The 23633-nt window shown below is 66.0% G+C and carries 17 protein-coding genes; 9 read left to right on the top strand and 8 right to left on the bottom strand.

Annotated elements, in window-relative coordinates; genetic code table 11:
- Positions 1-5 precede the first annotated feature (5 nt).
- Positions 6-2285, bottom strand: coding sequence for a transglycosylase domain-containing protein (locus LQG66_RS10805; protein WP_231326208.1), 2280 nt, complete (start codon positions 2283-2285; stop codon positions 6-8).
- Between the two features lie 362 nt (positions 2286-2647).
- Here LQG66_RS10805 and LQG66_RS10800 point away from each other — a divergent pair, with 362 nt between their 5' ends.
- Entirely contained in the window at positions 2648-3160 is a 513-nt protein-coding gene (locus LQG66_RS10800; RefSeq protein ID WP_231326207.1) for a YcgN family cysteine cluster protein, read from the top strand.
- 171 nt (positions 3161-3331) lie between these two features.
- Positions 3332-4915 carry an MDR family MFS transporter gene (locus LQG66_RS10795; RefSeq protein WP_231326206.1) on the top strand — a complete coding sequence of 528 codons (1584 nt, stop codon included), beginning with the start codon at positions 3332-3334 and terminating at the stop codon, positions 4913-4915.
- Between the two features lie 192 nt (positions 4916-5107).
- Here LQG66_RS10795 and LQG66_RS10790 read toward each other — a convergent pair whose 3' ends face one another.
- From LQG66_RS10790 to LQG66_RS10775, 4 genes are all read right to left on the bottom strand, one after another.
- The gene (locus LQG66_RS10790) at positions 5108-6901 is read right to left on the bottom strand and encodes a cell envelope biogenesis protein TolA (protein ID WP_231326205.1); all 1794 of its coding nucleotides are present in this window, start codon (positions 6899-6901) and stop codon (positions 5108-5110) included.
- Positions 6902-6913: 12 nt separating this feature from the next.
- The gene (locus LQG66_RS10785; RefSeq protein ID WP_231326204.1) at positions 6914-9037 is read right to left on the bottom strand and encodes an OmpA family protein; all 2124 of its coding nucleotides are present in this window, start codon (positions 9035-9037) and stop codon (positions 6914-6916) included.
- Positions 9038-9293: 256 nt separating this feature from the next.
- Complete coding sequence (locus tag LQG66_RS10780) at positions 9294-10886, bottom strand: MBL fold metallo-hydrolase (RefSeq protein ID WP_231326203.1); 1593 nt, start codon at positions 10884-10886, stop codon at positions 9294-9296.
- A 46-nt stretch (positions 10887-10932) separates the two neighbouring features.
- On the bottom strand, positions 10933-12465 hold the full coding sequence (locus tag LQG66_RS10775) for a thymidine phosphorylase family protein (protein ID WP_231326202.1): 1533 nt from the start codon (positions 12463-12465) through the stop codon (positions 10933-10935).
- 387 nt (positions 12466-12852) lie between these two features.
- Between LQG66_RS10775 and LQG66_RS10770 the strand changes: the two genes are divergently transcribed.
- Positions 12853-13017: a Flp family type IVb pilin gene (locus LQG66_RS10770; RefSeq protein WP_231326201.1), complete on the top strand. Its 165-nt coding sequence runs from the start codon at positions 12853-12855 to the stop codon at positions 13015-13017.
- 137 nt (positions 13018-13154) lie between these two features.
- On the opposite strand, the gene LQG66_RS10765 is transcribed toward LQG66_RS10770, so the two are convergent.
- From LQG66_RS10765 to ku, 3 genes are all read right to left on the bottom strand, one after another.
- On the bottom strand, positions 13155-14696 hold the full coding sequence (locus tag LQG66_RS10765) for a porin (protein WP_231326200.1): 1542 nt from the start codon (positions 14694-14696) through the stop codon (positions 13155-13157).
- Positions 14697-15103: 407 nt separating this feature from the next.
- On the bottom strand, positions 15104-16105 hold the full coding sequence (locus LQG66_RS10760) for a LysR family transcriptional regulator (protein ID WP_231326199.1): 1002 nt from the start codon (positions 16103-16105) through the stop codon (positions 15104-15106).
- Between the two features lie 529 nt (positions 16106-16634).
- Positions 16635-17600 carry a non-homologous end joining protein Ku gene (ku, locus tag LQG66_RS10755; protein WP_231326198.1) on the bottom strand — a complete coding sequence of 322 codons (966 nt, stop codon included), beginning with the start codon at positions 17598-17600 and terminating at the stop codon, positions 16635-16637.
- A 258-nt stretch (positions 17601-17858) separates the two neighbouring features.
- Between ku and LQG66_RS10750 the strand changes: the two genes are divergently transcribed.
- The 6 genes from LQG66_RS10750 to ccmI all read left to right on the top strand — a co-directional run bounded on the left by LQG66_RS10750 (position 17859) and on the right by ccmI (position 23605).
- On the top strand, positions 17859-18011 hold the full coding sequence (locus tag LQG66_RS10750) for a hypothetical protein (RefSeq protein ID WP_231326197.1): 153 nt from the start codon (positions 17859-17861) through the stop codon (positions 18009-18011).
- A 287-nt stretch (positions 18012-18298) separates the two neighbouring features.
- Positions 18299-18973: a response regulator transcription factor gene (locus tag LQG66_RS10745; protein WP_231326196.1), complete on the top strand. Its 675-nt coding sequence runs from the start codon at positions 18299-18301 to the stop codon at positions 18971-18973.
- A gap of 63 nt (positions 18974-19036) precedes the next feature.
- On the top strand, positions 19037-20413 hold the full coding sequence (locus LQG66_RS10740) for a sensor histidine kinase (protein WP_231326195.1): 1377 nt from the start codon (positions 19037-19039) through the stop codon (positions 20411-20413).
- 111 nt (positions 20414-20524) lie between these two features.
- Positions 20525-21985: a hypothetical protein gene (locus LQG66_RS10735; protein ID WP_231326194.1), complete on the top strand. Its 1461-nt coding sequence runs from the start codon at positions 20525-20527 to the stop codon at positions 21983-21985.
- 108 nt (positions 21986-22093) lie between these two features.
- Positions 22094-22363 (top strand): hypothetical protein, encoded by a 270-nt coding sequence (locus tag LQG66_RS10730; protein ID WP_231326193.1) that lies wholly within the window; start codon positions 22094-22096, stop codon positions 22361-22363.
- 138 nt (positions 22364-22501) lie between these two features.
- Complete coding sequence (gene ccmI / locus LQG66_RS10725) at positions 22502-23605, top strand: c-type cytochrome biogenesis protein CcmI (protein ID WP_231326192.1); 1104 nt, start codon at positions 22502-22504, stop codon at positions 23603-23605.
- Positions 23606-23633: the final 28 nt, after the last annotated feature.

Raw genomic sequence — 23633 nt, 5'->3', positions numbered from 1 at the left:
CGACGTCAGTTCTTGCGCAGGGCAGGGGTGGTCACGCCATCGGCCGTCGCCGCGGCGTAGTTCTCCGGAAAGGCGAGCGCGCTCGACGACACCGGCTTGGCCGGCTTGCGCGGATCGGCAGGCGCGGCCTTTTCGGCGACGCGGGCCGCGTCGTCGAGCAACTTCTCGACCTGGACCAGAACCTCGGCGCCGCGACGGGTCAGAACAGGCGGCGGGCCCGGTTTGATTTCCAGCGTCTTCGGCGCGCCGGCCTGCGCCATCGCGCCATTGGCGACCTGCGGCAGCTTCTCGCCCATGCCGACCCCCGGCAGTTCCTTGACTTCTACGCCTTGGTGCGCTGCGACCATGATGTCGTGCCAGGTTTGCGCCGGCAGCGAGCCGCCGGTCATGCGGTTGGTCGGCGAGTAGTCGTCATTGCCGTACCACACCGCGCAGGTGAAGTTGCCGGTGTAGCCGACGAACCAGGCGTCGCGGTAGGCGTTGGTGGTGCCGGTCTTGCCGGCGGTCGGAATGCCGTCGAGCGCAGCGCGGCGGGCGGTGCCTTCGCTGACGACGTGGCTCATCATCCCCGCCATGTCGGCGGCGACGGAAGCTGGGATCGCCTGGCGCGGCTTCGGACCGTCACGGTCCCAGCGCCACACCGGGTCGCCGGCGCCGGTGCGCACCTCCAGCACGGAATGCGGCGTCACCGCCTTGCCCTTGTTCGGGAAGGTCGCATAGGCCACCGCGTGTTCCAGCACCGTGACCTCGTCCGAGCCGATCGGCATCGAGGGGGTATCGGGCAGCGGCGCCTTGAGGCCGAAGCGACGGGCGACCTCGATGATCTTGGCGCGGCCGGCCTTGGGGCCTTCCTTGCCGCCGAGCGCGATCGACAGCTTCACCGGCACGACGTTGATCGAGCGGGTGATGGCCTGGGTCAGCGTCACCGAACCGGAATAGGAGTGGCCATAGTTCTGCGGACACCAATTGCCGATGCACACCGGGCCGTCGACCACGATCGAGGTCGGCTTGAAGCCGTTCAAGAGGGCGGTGGTGTAGACGTAGGGCTTGAACGACGAGCCCGGCTGTCGATAGGCATCGGTGGCGCGGTTGAACTGGCTCGAACCATAGTCGCGACCGCCGACCATGGCACGGATGCCGCCATCGATATCGGACACCACGGTTGCCGCCTGGGTCGCATGGTAGTCGCGGCCGAATTGGCGCAGCTGGTTTTCGATCGCCTCGTCCGCGGCATGCTGCACAGTCATGTCGATCGAGGTCCGGACCACGAACACGCGCTCGGTGTAGGATTTCGGGAACGTATCGACCAGCTTGCGCATCTCGTCGAAGGCGTAGTCGAGGAAATAATTCGGCGAGCTCTCGTCGCGGCGGTCGACCGCAAAGGCCGGGTTGCGGCGGGCGCCGAACACCTGACCCTCGGTCATGAAGCCGGCATCGACGAGATTGTCGAGCACGACGTTGGCGCGGGCGCGCGCCGCCGGCAGGTTGATGTGGGGAGCGAATTTGGTCGGCGCTTTGAACAGGCCGGCCAGCATCGCCGCTTCCGACAGGTTGATGTCGCGCACCGACTTGTTGAAATAGAAGTGCGCGGCGCCGTCGACGCCGAAGGTGCCGCCGCCCATATAGGCGCGGTCGAGATACAGTTTGAGGATCTCGTTCTTGGTCAGGCGGGTTTCCAGCCAGATGGCCAGGAACGCTTCGTTGACCTTGCGCTCGATGGTGCGCTCGTTGGACAGGAACAGGTTCTTGGCGAGCTGCTGGCTGATCGAGGAGCCGCCTTGGCGGACGCCGCCGGCCTGGGCGTTGGTGACCAGCGCGCGCGCCGTGCCAGCGATGTCGATGCCGAAATGGTCGTAGAAGCGGCGGTCCTCGGTGGCCAGCGTCGCCTTGATCAGATTGTCCGGAAAGTCTTCCAGCGGAATCGAGTCGTTATGCTTGATGCCGCGGCTGCCGATCGGGTTGCCGTAGCGGTCGAGGAAGGTGACGGCGAGGTCGGACTTCTTGAGCCAGTCCTCGTCGGCGGTTTCGCGGAACGCGGGGATGGCCAGCGCCAGCAACAGGACAAGGCCGCCGAGGCCGATCGTGGCGGCTTCCGACAGCGGCTCGACGAACACCCAGCGCTTCCAGCCGCCGACATAGAAGCGGTCCATGAAGGCCGAATAGCGCTCATACAATTCGCGGGTGCCGCGCAGCGAGGAGAACAGCGCCGAATCGAACCGCGCATCGAGATCCAGGCGGAAATTATTGATCCGCTTCTTCCAATTGTCTGGAATGATCTGCCGCACGGGAACCCTGGTCGTTTCGAAAGCGTGTCAGCTGGCTTCGAAAGCACTCAGCACGCGGCTGGGGCCATCGAAGGGTCTTGCGCGATTGTTGCGGCAAAGCCAAGGCATTTGCGCCAGAGCCCTCGAGCCAAGGTCGGTCGGATTCGAAACTCCGGAACTCGAGCCGCACTGCCGGCGCCGCCGCTGGAGTGACTCATTGTTGCTCATTCTATCTAGCCGAGCGGGGGGGATAAACCAATGGTTCCCCTCACAATTCGATACACAAAGCTAACGTCGTGCTTGAACGGACCGGACGCCCCTTGCGCCGCTCCGGGCAGGGCACCTAGATGGCGGCCACGCCGCGCCCCGATTGGATTCGCCCGATGACCGCACCGCTCAAACGTCCCTCGGGCCAGGAGGGATTGTTCTGGAAAACCAAGACCTTGGAAGAGATGTCCGAGGCGGAATGGGAAAGCCTGTGCGACGGCTGCGGGCGCTGCTGTCTGGAAAAGCTCGAGGACGAGGATACCGGCAAGATCTACTTCACCCATATTTCCTGCAAGCTCCTGGATGCCGGCCTATGTGGCTGCAAGGACTACCCGAACCGCTCCGACCAGGTCTCGGACTGCGTTCGCCTGACACCTGAGAACGTGCGCACCCTCACCTGGCTGCCGCCGAGCTGCGGCTATCGCCTGATTGCCGAGGGGCACGATCTCTATTGGTGGCATCCGCTGATCTCGGGCGATCCTCAGACGGTACATGAAGCCGGTGTCTCGGTACGCGGCCGGGTCGAGGGCACCGAGGAGGACGTTCCGGACGACCAGCTTGAGGATCACATCGTGCAATGGCCGGTGCTGCTGCCGAAGCGCGCCAAGCTGAAGCGCCGTCCGAAATAGCCTCGATCACTTCGCGCTCGCAGCAGTTCACGTTGCTGCGACCCGTCCTCGTCCTCTCGGGATGCACCCATGCGCCCAACCCGCTGCCGCAAGGGAAATTTATCCCTTAAGTAGTTCGCTATCCAGCGAATCCACACGGCGTTTGCCGCGCACGGCACAGCATTTATTCCCATGAACAAGTTTGATCGGCAGAGCCGCTATCCTGCCGCGTCCCAATCCTTGCCCGAAGAGATCGCCGCCGAGCTGCCGGCCATTCCGCCGCAGGTGCAGGCAATCGACGATGCTCCGTCGCTGACGCCATCGGTGCCGCTGACCCCGGCCGAGGTCCGCACCATCCTGATGAGCCTGCTGCTGACGATGTTCCTGGCCGCGCTCGACCAGACCATCGTCGCGACCGCGCTGCCGACCATCGGCCGCGAGTTCCAGGACGTCACCAGCCTGTCCTGGGTGATCACTGCCTATCTGCTGGCCTCGACCGCCGTGGCGCCGGTGTTCGGCACCTTGTGCGACATCTATGGCCGGCGCTCGATGATCATCACGGCGCTCAGCCTGTTCGTGGTCGGCTCGGTGGTGTGCGCGCTGGCGCCGAACATGCCGGTCCTGATCCTCGCCCGCGGCCTGCAGGGGCTCGGCGGCGGCGGCATCATGCCGGTCGTGCAGACCGTAATCTCCGACGTGGTCAGCCCGCGCGAGCGCGGCCAATACCAGGCCTATTTCAGCGGCGTCTGGCTGCTCGCCGGCCTGCTCGGGCCGGTGATCGGCGGCTTCTTCGCCGACCATCTGCACTGGTCGATGATCTTCTGGATCAACGTCCCGCTCGCCATCGCCGCTCTCGCACTGCTGCTGCCCAAGATGGCGCGGCTGCCGGTCTATCACCGGCTGCGCAAGGTCGACTGGGCCGGCGGCCTGCTGCTGATGGCCTCCGCCGTCATCTTCATGCTGGTCCTGACCTGGGGCGGCCACAAGCTCGCCTGGTTGTCGCCGACGATCCTGGCGATGCTCGGCAGCGGCGTGGCGCTGGGGCTCGGCTTCGTCTGGCACGCGCGGCGGGCGGATGAGCCGTTCCTGCCGCTGTCCCTGATGGGCGGCGCGGTGGTGCCCTACGGCATGCTGGCCAGCGGCTGTGCGCTGGGCGCGCTGATCGGGCTCACCGTCCACCTGCCGCTGTATTACGAGCTGGTCTATCATTTGACGCCGAGCGAGGCCGGCCTCGGCCTGATCCCGATCGCGGCGATCTCGACATTCGGGGCGGCGATTGCAGGCCGCACTATGGCCCGGGTGAAGCACTACAAGCGCGTCGCGATCGTCGGCACCCTCATCGGCACCATCGCGGCCGCGGTGATGACGGTCACGACGCCGTCGCTGTGGGTCCTCCTGGTGCTGCTGTCGATCTTCGGCATCGGGCTCGGAACGGCATTCCCGATCTCGGTGGTCTCGCTGCAGAATGCGGTCGACCGCTCGCAGATCGGCACCATCACCGGCGCGATGAACTTCTTCCGCTCGATGATGTCCTCGTTCACGGTGGCGGCCTTCAGCGCTATCCTGCTGATGGTGCTCGGCGCCGACATCTCGCTGGCCGAGGGCGCACACGGTGCGGTCAGCGGCATCGCGGAAGCGGACATGATCCACGCCTTCCGCTTCGTCTATGGCGCGGCGACGGCGATGCTGGCCTGCGCCTCGGTCTGCATGATCCTGATGGAGGAGCGGCCGCTGGCCGGTCCGTCGCGCAGCGAGCCGGTCGAATTGGCGGAGTAACGGAGCAGGGTGGGCAAAGCCGCCGCCGCAAGGCGGCAGCTTGCCGACCGTCCATCCACAAACTCATCAGCAAGACGGTGGGCACGGCGCCACAGCGATCTCAGATGGGGAAAGAGCGCGGCAGCGCCTTTGCCCACCCTACGGCTCCTCCACATTTTTCGTCTTCATTTCGTACTGGTCGCCGGCGCCGTCCTAATCGCCCGGCTGGACGATCTTGATGTTGTCCTGCCCGCGCGAGCCGTCGTCGCGCGACGATTTGACCAGCCCCGCTTCGACCCGCCGGGCGAATTCGGTGCTGCCGCCGCTCGCCAGCTCCTTGGCCTGGGCGATCCATTGCTCCCGCTCGATCCGGCCGGCGAACGCCAGATAGGAGCCGACCCATTTGGCATGCGCAGCGGTCCAGGCTGCGATCTGCTCGAAGTGCCAGATGCCGAGGCCATGCAGGCGAGCCTCGTTCTGCTTGCCGATGCCCTTGATCAGCTTGAGGTCGTCAGCTTCGCCCCCGCGTGGGGCAGCGAGGCCAAGTGGCCGGGCTCCGGCATACTTGTCCTCATTCTCGACTTTCGGCATCAGCACCGGCAGCTGCGCGCCCAGGGCGTTCGCCTCGTCCTCACTCAGGGGGGCGTCGGCCTGATCGTCGATCGTGATCGCGCCCGACTTTACCGCGGTCGAATGCGCGGTGTCGAAACCTGCCGCCAGCAGCTTCGCCTGGGCGATCCAGTGCTCGCGCTCGATCCGGCCGGGGAAGGCCATGTGGTCACCGACCCAGCTCGCATGAGCGGGGGACCACTCCGCGATCTGGCTGAAATGATAGACGCCGATGTCGTTGAGGATACGCTCGTTCTTCGGCCCGATGCCCTTGAGGAGTTTGAGATCATCCGCCGTGCCGTCGGGAGCGGGCAGGGCCGGTGGCCTGTCATCGGCAGCGGCCGTGGTCAGCGGCGCTGACGCTGCGACCTCGGCCGCAAGGCGGTCGGCTTCAGCCTCCGCGGCGGCCTCCGCCGCGACACGCTCGGCTTCTGCTTCCGCTTCTGTTTCCGCTTCTGCTTCCGCGGCAAGCCGATCAGCCTCGGCTTTCGCGGCAGCTTCGGCCGCGAGACGATCCGCTTCGGCCTTCGCTGCGGCTTCCGCCGCGAGGCGCTCGGCTTCCGCTCTTGCGGCAGCCTCAGCGGCGAGACGCTCGGCTTCGGCTTTGGCTGCTGCCTCAGCGGCGAGGCGCTCGGCTTCGGCTTTGGCCGCTGCCTCTGCGGCGAGACGCTCGGCTTCGGCTTTGGCCGCTGCCTCTGCAGCGAGACGCTCGGCTTCGGCTTTGGCCGCTGCCTCTGCGGCGAGACGCTCGGCTTCGGCTTTGGCCGCCGCTTCTGCGGCGAGACGATCAGCTTCTGCCTTTGCGGCATCCTCCGCCGCGAGGCGCTCCGCTTCGGCCTTTGCCGCGGCTTCGGCCGCGAGACGCTGGGCCTCGGCTTTCGCCGTGGCCTCCGCAGCGAGGCGCTCAGCCTCCGCCTTTGCTGCGGCCTCGGCGGCGAGACGGTCGGTCTCGGCCTTGGCTTCCGCTTCGGCTGCCAGACGATCGGCCTCGACGCTGGCTGCCGCGTGGGCCGCGAGCGCTTGTGATGGGCTGTCGGCGACAGGATGTGGCGCGGCGGTGTCGGCTACGGACGCAACGCGGTTTGCAGGGGGCGACGGCGCCGCCGCCTTGGCGTCGTCGAGACCGAAGAAATCCTTCAGCTGTCCGCCGATGAGGCAGCCGAACACGTAGCCGCCGACCATCAGCAGGGCGACCTCGAGCCACAGCCCCGCACGCCCGGGCAGCACGTTCAACAACGCCATCAGAACGCCGATGGCGAAGGCCAGCGTCGCCGGCAGCAGCCAGCTTCTCAGCCAGTCCGGACGCGGCGCGTCCGACCGGGTGCGCCAGCCGACGAAGCCGCCGATCACGAGGGCCAGGAGGATCCAGAGCAGGAATGTCGCGAGGTCGTACATCATGATGTCAGCGCCTCACTTGACGACGAATTCGATGCGCCGGTTCTGCGCACGGCCTTCGGGCGTATCATTGGAGGCGATCGGCCTGGTCTCGCCGTAGCCTTCCGCGGTCATGCGTGAGGTATCGATGCCGGCCCCGCCGATGTAGCCGAGCACGGCTGCCGCGCGCCGCTTGGAGAGGTCGATGTTGTTCTCGGTATCACCGACGCTGTCGGTGTGGCCTTCGATCGCGATCTCGGCCGCCTTGCAGCGCTGCGCGACATCGACCAGGTGATCGAGCAGCGCCAGCGACTCCCGGCTGAGCTCGGCGCTTCCGGTGCTGAAGTGGATTCGTCCCTTTTCGAGCAGCCCGCTGAAGGCCGGCTGGCACGCGTCGACGGGAAGCGGCGGGCTCTCCGGCTTGATGCCGATCTTGACGTCGCCGAGCTTGAAGCCGTCGCCGGCTGCGTCGGCAAGCTCCTTGCGGACCTGCTCGCCCGATTTGTCATAGATGGCCTGGCCCTCGATCGTGATATCAGCGTCTTTCGCTGCGAGCGTCGTCGACCACAGCCGGGCCAGCGCCGGGAATGTCGTCTTCAGCGATCTGGCGAAATCCGTCGGCGCGCCGTCACCGATCTTCAGGCCGTCCTCGACCGTCTCGGTGACGAAGCTCGCGGTGGCCGCGCCGACCAGATCGCGCCGGGCGGCCTCGTCCGGCACATAGCCGCTCAGCCGGACATGGCCATCCTGCTTCTGCAGTCCAAAGACATAGGGCGAGACCGGGCCGTCGCGGACGTCGACCACGGCAATCGCAAACGGCGCGGGCAGGGCGCCGGCGAGCTCCTCGCGCACCGATGCACCGGTGACGTTCGCAAGCCCCACGCCGCCGATCGAGACCTGGGTCTCGTTGATTTCAGCACGGCCCTCGGAGAGCTTGGCGAGCTCCTTCAGCAGGCTCGCGCTCGCCTTGGCCACGTCGCCATCGGGAGCCCCGCGGGCAATTTCGAGTTGGCTGAGCACGCGCCTTCCGGCGAAAGGTCCGACGGCATAGCGGAGGATCGTGTCGCGAACGGCCGAGCTTGGAGCCAGTCCAGATAGAGTGACGCCAGCCGCATCGAGCTGCGCCGACCAGCGATAGGGCTTGATCTCCGGCGGCAAAATGTCGGCCTTTGCCAGGGTCAGACCGCCCGGCAGCTTGCCGGCAGCTGCCATCGCTTCGTCATAAGCCGCGCTGGAGGGCGCTTCGCCCGAGATCGTGTAGTTGGCGTCGGAGATGACGACGCGCCCCGTGCTCAGCCGCGCCAACTCTCCGAGCGCATAAGACGTGTAGGCATTGAAATTGCCGGCCGGAGCGCCACGCGCAATCTGCATATGATGCATGACGGAAAGCCCGGGCCATGCCTTCACGGCGGCAGCTTCGAGCGCGCGCCTGATCTCGTCGTTCGGGACGACGCCGGACATCACCACCGACTTGCCGTCGCGCACCGCGCTCCAGATGAACGGCCTGGCCTCCGGCGGCAGGATGGCGACGTTGGCGAGCGCGGCACCGCCCGGCAGCTGCCGCGTCGCGGCGATCGCTGCCTCATAGACGTCGGACGAGGCTGCTGCGCCGGCGATCGAATAGGCCTTGTCCGCGAGCGAGAACGTGCCGCCGTTAAGTATTCCGGCCTGGACCAATCCGTGGCCGGCGATCGCGGCGAACTCGGCCGGAGCCCCCAAGGCATAGCCGAGGCGATCGACGACCTCGCCGCCACCGGCCGCGGAGCGGGCGGCAGTGAGAACGGCATCCCGGATCGCGGGCGTTGGCACGCCGCCTTCGAGCACCAGCTGGCCGCCGTTGCGCGCGGCGCGGAATGCGTATGGCTTTGGGGTCGGAAGCTTGTCGTAGCTGCCGTCGACGAGCCGGACGCCGTTCACCGTCGCCGCCTCGTTCAGCCGGTTGGGCTGATCAGGACTGAACTCCGGTCCTTCGATGCGCACGTCGCGCCCGGACACCGAGACCTTCAGCGCCGCGGCGGTATCAGGTGCAGCAGCTGCAACCGCGGCGCGCGCCCGCGGCGCAATATCGTCTTCCACGCCCGACGTCTTGAAGATCATGGCCGCGAGCCAGAGCACGGCAACGACGATCAGTCCCGCCCACCATTTCGATGGTTGATGCATGTGAGAGCCCCCGTTTCCCCACCTGCGCCCGGTTCACCCGGATCGATCCGTTGTCGTGAACCACGCGTCGAGCGTATCAGAATAGCCCTCGGAGACCAGCCGTCTGCGCGTTGTGTCTGTCGCTATGCACAAGCTGTGAGAGCGCCGTCTTCTGCAAACCTCGGCCGAGCTTGACCCTCCCGAGGGTGCGATCAAAGTATGACCGTTCGACGACGAAGGCCGCAGGCGGGAAGCCTTCGCAACCAAGCCGATCGCGTCACTCCTCCAGCGCCCGCCTGAGACGGCGGATGATGACGCCGCGGGCGCGGTCGTCCGCCGCCTGCTCGATGCGCGCGTGGATGTCGAGCAGCAGACCCGACATGTCGTTGTGCCAGTCGAGCCGGGTGACCGCCTCCGGCGCCAGACGCCGCCGGCGTGCAACATCGAGCAGCGTCGGCACCGCACCGGTGAGCTCATAGGCATCGTCGAGCAGGGGCGAGAACACCTTGGCCGACGGCACGATCCGCTCGGCGACGCGCATCGCCAGCGCCGCGATCGCAGCCTCTTCGCCATGGGACAGGAAAAGACCGCGCGTGATCGGGCGGCGGGCCGCGATCCAGCGCGCGATCTCGGCGCCGTCGGCGTGGCCGGAATAGTCGTCGATCATGCGGATGCGCGCCGCGACCTTGATCTCCTCGCCCTGGATGCGCACCGCCTTGACGCCGTCCTGCAAAAAACGTCCCAGCGTGCCGTTGGCCTGATAGCCGACCAGCAGCACCGTCGCACGGCTGTTCCACAGCCAGCGCTTCAGATGATGGCGGATGCGGCCGGCGTCGCACATGCCGCTGGCGGCGATGATGATGTGGAAGCCGGTCAGCTTGGCGATGGCCTTGCTTTCGTCGACGGTTTCCGTGAAGCGCAGATGCGGCGACGACAACAGCCGGCCGACGTCGCTGCCGCCGTCGAGGCTGTCGGCGTGCGCGCGAAACACCTCGGTGGCGTGGATCGCCAGCGGCGAGTCCAGGAAGATCGGCGCGGCCGGAATCTCGGCACGCTCCATCAGGCCGACGAGGTCGACGATCAGCTCCTGGGTCCGTTCGACCGCGAAGGCCGGGATGAGCAGCGCCCCCTTGGCGGCTGCGGCCTCGCGCACCTCGCCGGCCAGCCGTCCGCGGCGCAGCTCGGGCGTGGTCGGCTCGCGAATGCGGTCGCCGTAGGTGGACTCGGAGATCACGTAGTCGAAACCTGCGGGCGCCTTCGGATCCGGCTGCAGCAGCTTGGCGTCGGGGCCGACGTCGCCGGACGCTAGAAGCCTGAGCGGCGCGCCATCGGTCCCTTGTCCGGCGAGCTCGATCTCGATCGAGGCCGAGCCCAGCAGATGTCCGGCATTCCAATAGCGGGCGCGTATCCCGGGGATCACGTCGGTCCAGCTCTCGTAGGCGACCGCCTGGAAATATTGCAGCGAGGCCATGGCGTCGGCCTGCGTGTAGATCGGGATGACCTCGTCGCGTCCGCGCGCCGCGTTGCGCCGGTTCAGCGCCAGCACCTCCTGCTCCTGGATGTTGCCGGCGTCGGGCAGCATCCACGAGCAGAGATCTATGGTGCCGCGCGTGGCGAAGATGCGGCCGTCGAAGCCCATGCGCACCAGCTTCGGGATCAGGCCGCTATGATCGATATGCGCGTGCGTCAGTAGCACGGCATCGATCTCGGCGGGCCGGAACGGGAAGTCGCCGTAGTTGAGCTCCTTCAGCGTCTTCTGGCCCTGGAACAGGCCGCAGTCGATCAGGATCCGACCCTGGTCGGTCTGGAGCAGATAGCAGGACCCGGTCACCGTATGCGCGGCACCGCAGAAGCGAAGGGTCACACTCATGCGTCGGCCTCCCGAGAAAAATGGATCGATGGTCAGCGAAAGCTCATCACGGACGACCGTTCGGCTTGCCGGCGAGGGCGTAGCCGTTGTCGGCGCCGGCTGCCGCTGCGGCGAGATCATGCTCGGACGGATCGCAGGTGAACACGCGGTAGAGCGGCTCGCCCTGGTCGACGCGGTCGCCGATCTTCTTGAACAGCCTGATCCCGGCGCCCTTGTTGACCGGCGCGCCCGCGGTCCGTGCGAGGCGGTTCAGTCGCAGACAGTCGATCGCCGAGACGACGCCGTCGCTGGCGGCCCTGACGTCGAAGGCGAGATCGCCGAGCTCGCTGCGGCACTCCGGCGGCCCCTGCGCGTCGATGATCTTCTGCATCTGCTTGAGCGCCGCGCCGCTGTCGAGCAGGTCGCGCGCCCTGTTATAGCCGGCGCCGCCGCGCAGCTTCGGATCATATTCGAGCAGGTGCGCCGCAAGCCGCAGCGATTTCTCGCGCAGATCGGCCGGGGCCTGTGGCTCGTTGCCCAGCACCGCCATGACGTCGCGCGCCTCCAGCACCGGCCCGATGCCGTTGCCGATCGGCTGGCGGCCGTCGGTCGTGATCACCTCGACTGCGATGCCGAACCTGTCACCGACGAACTCGAACAGCTTGCGCAGCCGCATCGCCTCGGCGCCGCTGGTGAGCTTGGCCGTCGGACCGACGGGAAGGTCGAGCAACAGATGCGTCGAGCCGGCCGCGAGCTTCTTCGACATGATCGAGGCGACCATCTGCTCGCGCGTATCGAGGCTGAGCGGGCGCTCGACCGAGATCAGGATGTCGTCGGCCGGCGACAAATTGACGTGTCCGCCCCAGATCAGGCAGCCGTTGCAGGCCGCGACGATCGACTTCATTTCCTCGGCGCCGACATTCACCCGCGCCAGCACCTCCATCGTATCGGCGGTGCCTGCGGGCGAGGTGATCGCGCGCGAGGAGGTCTTCGGAATGGTCAGGCCATGGGCCGCGACGATCGGCACCACCACCATCGAGGTCCGGTTGCCGGGAATGCCGCCGATGCAATGCTTGTCGACCACGATCGGGTCGGGCCATTTCAGCTGGGTGCCCGCGTTGGCCATGGCGCGCGTCAGCGCGAGCAGCTCACCGGAGGTCATGAAGCTGGCCGACCCGATCAGGAACGCCGCGATCTCCATGTCCGAATAGCGGTAGTGGGTGAGGTCCTCGATCACCGCCGCGATGGCCTGGTCGCTCAGCGTCTCGCCCCGGATCTTGGCCCGGACCGCCTCCATACTGTCGGGCGACGTCGCGGGCGATACGGTCGCGAGCGTGCCGGCCGGCTCGGCGAAGCGCCGCAGCGCCGGCTCCGACAGGCCGATCTCGTCGGGCCCGACCAGCGCGTCGTCGTCGGTGATCAGGAGCGTGGCCAGCAGCGTCCGCGAATTGCAGCGCAGCTCGACGCGGCTGAAGCCGCGGAAGACTTCGGGTCGCAACGCCTTCGAGCGGCGGGAGATCACGACAACGTTCTCGCGGCCGGTGTCGAGCGCGACGCTGCGGATCTTGAGCTGGGGGCGGGCGGAATCTGCTGTATCCATGGCGGCAAGGATAACTCTAGAGGCCGTGCACGCCGTGACCGTTGACCCAGATCATGACGCCGGCATTCCGCGGCCAAGCCGAATTTTTTCTGAATGTGTCTGAGGCAAATTCTGACGCCCGGATTTGTTCTGCCGTCCCTCCGGTTCGCGAAGATTCGAGGTAAATTCAACGAATCCAAGTATTTACATGTTTTTCTGGGGCTGGAAGGTGAGCGAGGCCGGAGCCGCGATGTCAAAGCCGAGGGCGGAGTCGGAGCGCGGCCAGTACCTGATCAGGTTAACTATTTGTTCAAGCCGATGACCGAGGGTTCCGTTGGGGCCTCCATCCCCGCCATTGCGCGCGCACGCGCGGCGCGTCAGACGATTTGAGCCCGACCGGAGAGGCCGATGCGGCAGTTGATTGCGAGCTTTCTGAAGGATCAGGCCGGCGCGACCTCGATCGAATACGCGATCATTGCCGGTGGGCTGAGCATCGTGATTCTTGCGGCGGTCAATGGCGTCGGCTCGACGCTGAGCAGCAAGTTCACCTCGATCAATACCTCGATCAAGTAACGGGCGTCGTACGCGCCAAGGTCACTGCTGCGTTCTGCCGTCCATGCGAGACGGGCCCCGCCTGCGTCGACAGCACAAACCTCCGGCGGGGCATCGCCGGAGGTCCGTGGAGCAGCTGGAGGTTTAACAGTTCAGCTTCACCAATTGCGCTGAGCACGCACCAGCATGCTCACCGTGTCTTGATCCTTGAGCTGATAGAAGGCGGCCGGCTTGGCGACGCTTGCGATCGTCGGCGCCGTCACCGTGCCCGAGTATTTCTGGTCGAGGTGACTGTAGGTCACGTCGGTCGAGAAGGTCAGGCCCTTGACCGGCGTCCATCGAGTGATGACGCCGACCTGCGCGATGTTGAAGTCGGGGTTGCAGGTCGAACCGGCGGACAGCATGCCGGTGGCGGCGATGCCCGCGCAGATCTGCGTCGATCCGGTGGCACCGTAGCGGACCTGGGCGTAGGCACCGTAGACCGCCGTGTTCCAGTTGGCGTTCCAGTTGTGGGTTGCGCCACCGCGCATGCCCCAGGTCTTGACCGTCGACAGGCCCGTGCCCGGTGCGAACACCGCATCCGCCACGCCGGCGAAGCCGATGCTCTGATAGGTGTTCCCCGAGCCGCCGCCGTACATCGCGTAGGATGTGTTGGCCAGGCTCTGGAAGTTGTAGCGGCTCGCGCCGTCGGTATAGACGGCCTGCAGGTTGATCACGTCGCCGGGGCCGGTCGGAATGTTCTTGATCGACAGCGCCAGCTGCGCGGCCCAGCCCCATTTATCTTCGGGATGGCCGGTGACTTCGGTCGCGCCGTAATAGCCCGCGTGGTTGTCATGCGCTGCGAACGAGGCCTGGAACAGACCCCAGGCCTGGTCGATGCGGACCATGCCGATGATGTCAGGCGCGACCTGACCGCCGATGCTGTTGGTGCCATAGGAGCCGCCCAGCACGCCGCTGGCGCTGATGCCGGCGGTGTTCCAGATGTTGGTCGTGAAGAACTGCGACTGATCCTCGGCGGAGATCGCCGCCGTGATGCCCTGGCCGAAATCGGCGGTGTAGGTGATCTGGTTGACACCGTTCACGCTGCCGCTGCCGCCGACGAGGCCGTCGAAATTGTTCGCGGGGTAGTTCGTCCACGGCGCGTCGAATGTCGAGACCGCCTTGCCGAAAGTGAAGCCCGCGAACTGGATGAAGGCATAGTAGACGCCCAGCGAGCCGCCCGAGATGCCGTCGTTGCTCAGAGCGTTGACGGAGGTCAGGCCGCTCGAGTTCGCCGCCCCGGTCGAGTACTGGGTGCCGCCGTTGCCGACGCCGCTGTAGCTTCCGGACGTCCAGGTGAAAACGGCATCGAAATAGGTACGCACCACGCCATATTCGGTCGCAGTCCGCGTATCGATGTTGAGATCCTCGCGCGAGCGCGTCTGCATGCGGTTGCTGAGGCGATTGTCCGCGCCGGCCACGCCGCTATAGGCGCCGCCGTAGTTGCTGTTGGTCCACAGCGCCGTCTCGGCGCGCAGATATCCGCCTAGCTTGATGCATGTGTCGGTGCCGGGAATGTAGTAGAAGCCCGAGCCATACAGCGAGCACACCTTGACGTATTCGACGGCCTTGGCCTTCAGCGGAAGATCCGCGGCCTGAGCCGCCGCAGCGGAAAGTATGACTGCTCCTGATACGAGAAGCAGGCCCCTCAACATTTTCATTTCAGTTCTCCGGTTGATCGGCGATTCACACGTCCCCCGCGTGTCGCCTCTGGCACGGCCAGATTTCGTTCCCACACCTGCAATCCGATCCCGGCTCGAGCTGGTCGGCTCGACCTTCGGAACGAATGAAGATGTGCGCATGAGCCAATTTCGATTTGATGAATGTGCTCTCGCTTGCTTGCGTGTCGCTCGGCGTTGTGAATGCGCCGTTAGCTCGCACCAGTTTCGACACGCTCGCGCCGTTCTTTTGAACGCCTGGTATCACTTTGTTAATGTCGATAATTGTGAATAGGCTAGGTGGGATTCCCGAACAATCGCGGTCGCCAATATGACACTGCCGTGTATGGCGCCGCGCTTTCCCGCGCGCCGTCAGCGCCGGCCTGGAACAGCCGGCGCGGCATCAGATGTCAGCGCCGACTTGATTCGGCGTGCAGCGACGAAGATTGCAGTGTCGCCGCGACCAGCTCGTTTCCGCCGTATTGCATCATTGACGTGATTGCATCCGTCATCCCGCGACTGCGCCATCTCTTGACGAAATCGAGAAAGACCTGAAGCGGCATGGGCGGTTGCCGGCGGCTCGGATGATACAGGAAGAGCCCGGGGGTGGTGTAGCTCCAATCCGGCAGCAGCCGCACCAGCCGTCCTTCGGCGAGGTGCGGCTGGATCATCGGTTCGACGAGGTAGGCAACGCCGACGCTATCGAGCGCGGCATTCAGGAGCAGATCGAAGTCGTTGGCGATGAGAGATCCGTCCACGGCAATTTCGGCGCGCTGGCGGCCCTTGTCGAAAATCCATGGCTGCAGCGTATCATCAGCGGGAACGCGATGTCGGAGGCAATTGTGGGTCTGAAGATCTTCGGGAACCGAGGGCGCCGGATGTACAGCGAGATAGTCGGGCGAAGCAACCGCAACGAAGCTGCAATCGTCGAACACGCGAATGACCTTCATGTCGCCCTCGACCCTGTGTCCAGCGCGAATGCCCGCATCGAAGCGGTTGCGTACGATGTCGCTGTTGGTGTCGTCGATGGCCAGCTCAAGACTGATTGCGGGGTATTCTGCCAGGAACGGCCTGATGAGGGGGCCGAGGCCTCTCAGGGCGAAAACGCGAGACACGGTCAATCGCAATGTCCCCATCGGCTTGTCGCGAAAGACGTTGATGCTCTCGATGGCCTGATCGACGCGCTCGAGAATCGGATGGATCTCCGCCAGCAGCCGCTCGCCTGCCTCCGTCAGCGCCACGCTGCGCGTCGTGCGATTGAACAGCCTGACGTCCAATCGCTCTTCCAGATTCTTGATCGTCTGGCTCATGGTGGGCAGGGAGCACCCGATATGAGCAGCAGCCTTGGTGAAACTCAGCGAATCCGCAACGGCGGCGAACGCAGAGAGCTCTGACAGTTGAACCCGCGCCATTATCTATCCGTGCAGCGTCCGGCGTTTGTCCTCAGCGCGCTGAAACATTGACAGTCCCCCTGATACGCCGTGGCGCTCTGCTGGGACGACGCCGCCATCGTCGTTCCCCGCCACCACCTACCAGGCACATCGTTCCCTCGAGAACCGTGCCGGTGATTACCCGCGCGGCACAGCTAGGCGCGACCGGCTCGGTGTGCAAGTGTCGAGGCCATGTGGCGGCGATCACAAGTTCGCGCCCGATCGGAGGCTGAGAATGTGATCAACTCAGCTGACCGGCGCCAGCGGTCCCCCATTGCGAATCAGCCGCTGAGTCTCGATGAGGACATGCGTATGGGTTCGCCCGTATTGGTTCGCCGACGCATCCGTAGATGCAAACCAGCCACTGTCAATGCCGGTCAGAGAACGCGTGCCTCGGACAGGCTTTGGATATGGAGAGGCGAATATGGAGAGGCGTCGATACGGTCTCGCCGTACGGAACGACGAGAAGATTCGAAATGTCCGACCTGCGTCGGGTCTCGGACCGTATCCGTCAGCCGGCCTTGCGTGAGCGCGTACCCGTCCGCGCCGGCTTCTCCGTTTTCTTCGGTTCTTCGACCTTCTTCGGCTCGTCCTTTGCCTTCTTGCCGCTGATCGGAAGCAGCATCTCGCGCTGTCCTTCGACGCGCTTCTTCGGCTTCTTGGCCTTCGCCTTGGGCGTGGCCGCAGCGGGTGTCTGCGCCTCGGTGGCCAGGCTGCGCTTCAAGGCGTCCATCAGGTTGATCACGTTGCCGCTCGACTTCGGCGCCGGCTTGGCGGTGATCGTCACGCCGTTGCGCTTCTTGTTGATCAGGTCGATCAGCGCGGCTTCGTAATGATCCTCGAAATTCCCAGGCTCGAACTCGGCCGATTTTTTTTCGACGATGTGCTTGGCGAGATCCAGCATGTCCTTCGTGATCTTCACGTCCTGGATGTCGTCGAAATAGTCCTGCTCGTTGCGGACCTCGTACGGGTAGCGCAGCAGCGTTCCCATCAGCCCCTTGCCGAGCGGCTCGAGCGCGATGATGTGCTCGCGGTTGGTCAGCACGACGCGGCCGATCGCGACCTTGTCCATGCTGCGGATGGTCTCGCGGATCACCGCGAATGCGTCATGGCCGACCTTGCCGTCGGGCACCAGATAATAGGGGCGGATCAGATAGCGGCTGTCGATATCGGTGCGGGGCACGAACTCGTCGATCTCGATCGTGTGTGTCGATTCCAGCGCGATGTCGTCGAGCTCGTCCTTGGTCACCTCGATGTAGGTGTCGGTGTCGACCTTGTAGCCCTTGACGATGTCGTCATTGGCCACTTCCTCGCCGGTCTCGGCGTCGACCCTGCTGTACTTGATGCGGTGGCCGGTCTTGCGATTGATCTGGTTGAACGAGACCTTCTCGGACTCCGACGTCGCCGGATAGAGCGCGACCGGACAGGTCACGAGCGACAGCCGCAGAAAACCCTTCCAATTGGCGCGCGGGGCCATGTGACCTACTCCAATTACTCCGAACTGACAGCTTACTCAGGACCGGGCTGCTGCGGGACGCAATGCTGAGGCGCCGGGGAGGATAACACCCGCGCCCCCGGATTCAACAGGGCCGGTGGGCAGATTTGCTGATCGGCGTTAACTGGTCGCAGCCGGGCGCGGTGGCCGGAACATCATCACACCCCCGACGTTGCCACCGGGAGTACGTGAGAGCGCGAAACCGAATTGAACGTGAAATAGCAGTGAGCGGAGGGCGCCATGGCAACCAGACGACAGCCGCAGATCGTCGAAACCCCCACCGAAGCGCGGCAAGGCGAACCGGGCCCCTCGGTGTTGGCAATCCTGGCCATCTCGACGGGGCTGGCCCTGCTGATCCTGGGCCTGGTGTGGTTCGTGTTCTTCCACACCTGAGGGACTGGTGCCCACCGTCAGTCCGTTACCTTGAGAGATCGCAAGGTCGTAATCTGGTCGCCGCTGTGCATGGCGGCCTCATTCTGGCCGGCTAACCCGTTCGGCAGGGCTTCTCATCCCCACCTCCAAGAGCTTATATCTGCCTCAATTCTGTCGGCCCTTGCCGACGGGCTCGATCGAGATGACCAAAAAGTAACGTGGTCGGTCGGGTTCCGTTCATGCACGGTTCACGGCCTTCCGGTTCATCTTGAGGGCGGAAATCGTGCAGTTCAGCTTTGGAGGCAAGCGTGCGTCTGCTCGTTGTCGAGGACGATCCGGATCTCAACCGCCAGCTCACCACGGCGCTGAGCGACGCCGGCTACGTCGTGGACCGTGCGTTCGACGGTGAAGAGGGGCATTACCTGGGCGACAGCGAGCCCTACGACGCCGTGGTGCTCGACATCGGCCTGCCCAAGATGGACGGCATTTCGGTCCTGGAAGCCTGGCGGCGCAATGGCCGGGCGATGCCGGTCCTGATCCTGACGGCGCGCGATCGCTGGAGCGACAAGGTCCAGGGCTTCGACGCCGGTGCCGACGACTATGTCGCCAAGCCGTTTCACTTGGAGGAGGTTCTGGCGCGCATTCGTGCGCTGCTGCGCCGCTCGGCCGGTCACGCTCAGAGTGAGCTGACCTGCGGGCCGGTGACCCTGGACACCCGGACCGGCAAGGTCAGCGTGTCGGGCAACCCGATCAAGATGACCTCACATGAATACCGCCTGCTGTCCTATCTGATGCATCATTCGGGGCGCGTCGTCTCGCGCAGCGAGCTGGTCGAGCATCTCTACGACCAGGACTTCGACCGCGACTCCAATACGATCGAGGTCTTCGTCGGCCGCATCCGCAAGAAGCTCGATTGCGACGTGATCCAGACGGTGCGCGGCCTGGGCTACCTGCTCACCCCGCCGCCGGCCGCGGGGGCTTGATCCGACCGCTGTGCCCGCCATTCCCCGGTGGTCGGGTGCCGGTCGTTTCGCTAATGATCGGTCATGCGCCAAAGTTCACTTGCCACCCGGTTGTTCCTGTCCGCGACCGCGTGGCTCGTGGTCATCCTCGCCATCACCGGCATCGTGTTGTCCTCGGTCTATCGCAATGCGACCGAGCGCGCCTTCGACCGCCGGCTCAATCTCTATTTGCGGACGCTGATCGCCGAGGTCGCCACCCCTGACGATCCGCCGGATCGCCAGTTCCAGTCACTCGGCGAGCCGCTGTTCGAGCTGCCGCTGTCGGGCTGGTACTGGCAGATCACCCGCACCGACACCGAGAAGCCGGAGGTGCGGGCCTCGCGCTCGCTATGGGACAAGAAGCTGCCCAAGCTGGAGGAGCAGAGCATCGAGCTCACCGCGGCCGGTATCCGGATCGGCTATGTCGAGGGGCCCGAGAATCAGGATCTGCGCATGGTCGAGCGTCCGGTCGATCTCGGCTCCGACGGCAAGTTCCTGGTCGGCGTCGCCGGGGACGCCTCCGAGATCTTCGACGAGACCCGCAGCTTCGATTATTATCTGGGTGGCACCTTCACCGCGCTCGGCGTCGTGCTGTTGCTGACCACGGTATTCCAGGTCCGTTACGGCCTGGCGCCGCTGAAGCGGATCTCCGAGGCGATCGCCGACATCCGTTCGGGCCGGGCGGAGCGGCTGGAGGGCGCGTTTCCGGTCGAGATCGCGCCGCTGGCGCGCGAGACCAACGCGCTCATCGATGCCAATCGCGAGATCGTGGAGCGGGCGCGGACCCACGTCGGCAATCTGGCGCACGCGATCAAGACGCCGCTGTCGGTCATCGTCAACGAGGCAGCGACCCATGCGGCCGATCCGTTTGCGGCCAAGGTCATGGAGCAGGCCGAGGTGATGCGCGACCAGGTCGCCCATCACCTCGAGCGGGCGCGCATCGCAGCGCGGGTCACCATCGTGTCGACCGTCACCGAGGTGGCGCCGGCGCTCGAGGCGCTGCGCCGCACCATGGAAAAGATCTATCGCGAGCGCAGCATCACCGTGGAGGCGACGGCCGATCCCGCTGCCAAGTTTCGCGGCGAGCGCCAGGACCTTGAGGAAATGGTCGGCAACCTGGTCGATAACGCCTGCAAATGGGCGGCTTCGCGGGTCTCGATCGAGGTGACGGTCGAGCCGCCGGCGCAGCCGGGGGCGACCGCCATGTTGCGGATCATCGTCGACGACGACGGCCGGGGCCTTTCCGCAGCCGAACGGGCCCAGGTGTCACGCCGCGGCCAGCGCCTCGACGAATCCAAGCCTGGATCGGGGCTCGGATTGTCGATCGTCAATGATCTGGCCGCCCTCTATGGCGGCCGCCTGACCCTGAGCGACGCTCCGACCGGCGGCCTGCGGGCCGAGCTGAGGTTGCCCGGCGTGTGAGGGGACGTTGAAGTTTGCGATCCTAAAGGTGTTCTTAATAACGCGGACGCTATGGTCGGAGCCGGGGATGCGCAATTGGCGCTCTCGCCGTGGAAATATGCACGCCGGCGCATGGGTCAGACAGCTCACGAGCGGTTAAGGGAATATCTCGGGCAGCTGCCGCCGAACGCGCAGTCGCTCCTGATGCGTGAGTTCGAGCGCGCGATCGAGCGCGGCCAGGACGTCGCGGTGGCCACGCTGGTGCTCGAACAGTTGCGCAAGGTGGCGCGTCCGGCGCCGCCCGCCGCTCCGCCGGCGGAGGCACCGCGTCCTCAGTCGCCGGTCGAAGCCGTGCGTCCCGCGTCGCGCGATGATCGCCGCCAGAGCGGCGACGGGGCCCGCCGGCTGTTCCGGCCGCTCGAGCCGTTCCTCACCGATTCCACCGGCCCGCTGCGCCCCGGCCAGATTCGCCGCGCCTCGCTGCTCGCCGTCTGGCAGTGGCTCGGACGCGAAGGCGCGCCCGAGAAATATGCCGAGTTCGACGCCGCGATGTCGGCCTCCCATGACGGCTCGCGCGAGGTCGAGATGGCCGCCCGCAAGCTGCAGCTCGCCACTGCCGAGGCGCTGATGAAGCTCGTCGGTCCCAATGCGACCGGCGACCGCCAGCGCGCGCTCGCCCGCATCGGTGCGCCCAGCGTGATCGAGGATCTGCTGCCGATCGGGCTGGTGCTGCAGAACCGCGAAGCGCTCGACGGGCTCAACGGCCGGCTGCCCGGCATCATCCGCGTGCTCGGCGATTCCCAGATCGCCTCCGTCAACGAGGCGATCAACGTGCCCTCGCTGCAGACGCCGCTGATGCTGCCGTTCGCGCTGTCCCTGGTGATGCAGCGGCTGGCCGCGCCCTGGCAGATCATCCGCCTTGCGACCAAGATCGCCGCATCCGACGACGAGATAAGGGTGGCCGCGACCCCGTTCGGCGTGGCCGTGACCATTGCCTTGAATGATCTCGCGGGGCTCGCCTCGGTGTTGCGCGCCGACATCCGGCGCGGGCATTTCGCCAATCTCGGCGATACGCTGAAGACGCTCCATGACGGCGTCCGCGGCCTGCGGACCGAGCTCGACCTGCGCTCGGAATCGAATTGGGGCAAGCAGCTCACGGCGATCCGCGCCGACATCTCCAATGCGCTGCAGTCGGAGATCGACAGCGTGCCCGGCCGCGCGCGCCGCATCCTGCGCCAGCGCGCCGACAAGGACATTCCGGCCGGCGCCGGCGTCGACGGCAGCGAGGTCGAGGAGGTGGCGGCGCTGATCGAGTTCGTCGCGGTGTGCCGCAATTATGCGAGCGAGCTCGCGATCAACGAGGTGACGCTGCGGACCTATTCCGATCTGCAGCAGTATGTCGAGAAGGCGACCGAAGCGCTGGTCCAGTCGCTGCGCTCGGGCGATGCGCGGGCGCGCGCCTATCGGCAGTCGCAGGTCTCGGCCGCGATCCGCTTCTGTCACGTCCTGTTCGGCAACGACTATGCCCAATTGATGAGCCGGTCCGCCGAAAATGCCCTCAATGGCGAGCGAAAATCCTCACGCGCCGGCTGATCTCCTTGCTATAATCGGGTTGTTTTCTTCTGTGCAATTTTAGGTTGACCCCACCCCGGGGCCACGCATAGTTTCCCGTCATCCAATCCAGACTTTTTCATCAAGACCATGATTTCCGTCATCAACTTCGTCGAGGTCGAGAACCGCGTCGTGTGCGCGACCTATCGCAACCTCATGATCAAGGCCAGGGTCGTGCTCGTCGACAAGACGAGCGGGACGCAGCTTCCCGATCCCGTCACCACCATCGCCTCGCCGGTCCCGGTCGGCTCGCTGCGGATCAGGCTGACCGACCACGTCAGGCCGGGAACCTACTTCCTCGTGGCCCTGAACGGGCACGGCAGCTATCTCGCCAAGAGCGCCGAGTTCGAGGTCCCCTAATTACGTAATCTTCCTGAGTTTTTTGTCCCGTACGGCTGGGCTACCAGGGCGGCAATTGTGAATTGCCGCCGGGAACGCCGCTGGTTAAAAGCGGCGCGAGGCGCGCCTGCCGGTGGGCGCTGACTGGAACTCTGCCCGATGACTCCTTGGTTCGTGTTCGCCGTCATGACGGCCGCGGCGATCTTCGCTGTCCTGCTGCCGCTCGGGCTCGGCGCGCGGGTTCCGTCGGACGGGCACGAAGTCGCCGTCTACAAGGACCAGCTGGCCGAGATCGAGCGCGATGTGGCGAGCGGGCTGATCGGCAAGGTCGAGGCCGAGGCGGCGCGGATCGAGATCAGCCGCCGGCTCCTGGCCGCGGCGGATCAGGAGGGCGAGGCGCCGGCCAAGGCGAACCTCGGCATGCGCCGCGCTGCGGCCGTGCTGGCGCTGGTCGCGCTGCCGATCGTGGCGCTCGCCGTCTATCTGCCGCTCGGCTCGCCGCAATTGCCGGATTTCCCGCTCACCGCGCGTGCGGCCCCGCCTGACGGCTCGCAGCCGCTGCAAACGCTGGTGTCGCAGGTCGAGCAGCACCTGCAGAAGAACCCGACGGACGCGCGCGGCTGGACCGTGCTGGCCCCGGTCCTGGCGCGGCTCGGACGCACCGAGGACGCAATCCGCGCCTATCGCAACGTCATCACCTATGCCGGCGACGGCGCGGCCAAGCGCGCCGATCTCGGCGAAATGATCGCGGCCTCCGCCGGCGGCGTCGTCACGGCCGAGGCCAAGGCCGAGTTCGACCGCGCCCACGCGCTCGACGCGGAGGAGCCGAAGTCGAACTACTATCTCGGACTCGCCGCCGAGCAGGACGGCCGCGCCCAGGATGCCGCCGCGATCTGGCGCGCGATGCTGGCCAAGGCGCCTGCCGACGCGCCGTGGCGGCCGCTGGTGACCGCCGCGCTCGGCCGGGTCGGCGGCGGCGAGGTGCCGGCGCTGCCGAGCGAGGCGATGGCGGCGGCCAAGGGCATGAGCGACGGCGACCGCGAGACGATGATCCGCGGCATGGTCGACCGGCTGGCGACGCGGCTGAAGCAGGACGGCGGTGACGTCGAGGGCTGGCTGCGCCTGGTGCGTGCCTATGTCGTGATGGGTGATCTCGACAAGGCCAAATCCGCGTTGTCGGATGCCCGGCAGGCGGTGTCGGGCGACGCCGAGCGGTTGCGGCAGCTCAACGAGGGCGTCAAGACTTTCGGCTTGGATGGATGAGCGGCGCTTCGGCCGCCAACGGGATGAC

Source organism: Bradyrhizobium ontarionense (assembly GCF_021088345.1).
Taxonomy (GTDB): Bacteria; Pseudomonadota; Alphaproteobacteria; order Rhizobiales; family Xanthobacteraceae; genus Bradyrhizobium; species Bradyrhizobium ontarionense.
The sequence above is the reverse complement of the archived record's forward strand: the minus strand, read 5'-3'. Positions and strand labels throughout refer to the sequence as shown.

Coding starts and splice junctions, on each gene's coding strand:
- LQG66_RS10785 (WP_231326204.1), bottom strand. CDS start 9,037: ATGCATCAACCATCGAAATGGTGGGCGGGACTGATCGTCGTTGCCGTG.
- LQG66_RS10770 (WP_231326201.1), top strand. CDS start 12,853: ATGCGGCAGTTGATTGCGAGCTTTCTGAAGGATCAGGCCGGCGCGACC.
- LQG66_RS10775 (WP_231326202.1), bottom strand. CDS start 12,465: ATGGATACAGCAGATTCCGCCCGCCCCCAGCTCAAGATCCGCAGCGTC.
- ccmI (WP_231326192.1), top strand. CDS start 22,502: ATGACTCCTTGGTTCGTGTTCGCCGTCATGACGGCCGCGGCGATCTTC.
- LQG66_RS10735 (WP_231326194.1), top strand. CDS start 20,525: ATGGGTCAGACAGCTCACGAGCGGTTAAGGGAATATCTCGGGCAGCTG.
- LQG66_RS10780 (WP_231326203.1), bottom strand. CDS start 10,886: ATGAGTGTGACCCTTCGCTTCTGCGGTGCCGCGCATACGGTGACCGGG.
- LQG66_RS10795 (WP_231326206.1), top strand. CDS start 3,332: ATGAACAAGTTTGATCGGCAGAGCCGCTATCCTGCCGCGTCCCAATCC.
- LQG66_RS10740 (WP_231326195.1), top strand. CDS start 19,037: ATGCGCCAAAGTTCACTTGCCACCCGGTTGTTCCTGTCCGCGACCGCG.
- LQG66_RS10750 (WP_231326197.1), top strand. CDS start 17,859: ATGGCAACCAGACGACAGCCGCAGATCGTCGAAACCCCCACCGAAGCG.
- LQG66_RS10765 (WP_231326200.1), bottom strand. CDS start 14,696: ATGAAAATGTTGAGGGGCCTGCTTCTCGTATCAGGAGCAGTCATACTT.
- LQG66_RS10790 (WP_231326205.1), bottom strand. CDS start 6,901: ATGATGTACGACCTCGCGACATTCCTGCTCTGGATCCTCCTGGCCCTC.
- LQG66_RS10760 (WP_231326199.1), bottom strand. CDS start 16,105: ATGGCGCGGGTTCAACTGTCAGAGCTCTCTGCGTTCGCCGCCGTTGCG.
- ku (WP_231326198.1), bottom strand. CDS start 17,600: ATGGCCCCGCGCGCCAATTGGAAGGGTTTTCTGCGGCTGTCGCTCGTG.
- LQG66_RS10800 (WP_231326207.1), top strand. CDS start 2,648: ATGACCGCACCGCTCAAACGTCCCTCGGGCCAGGAGGGATTGTTCTGG.
- LQG66_RS10730 (WP_231326193.1), top strand. CDS start 22,094: ATGATTTCCGTCATCAACTTCGTCGAGGTCGAGAACCGCGTCGTGTGC.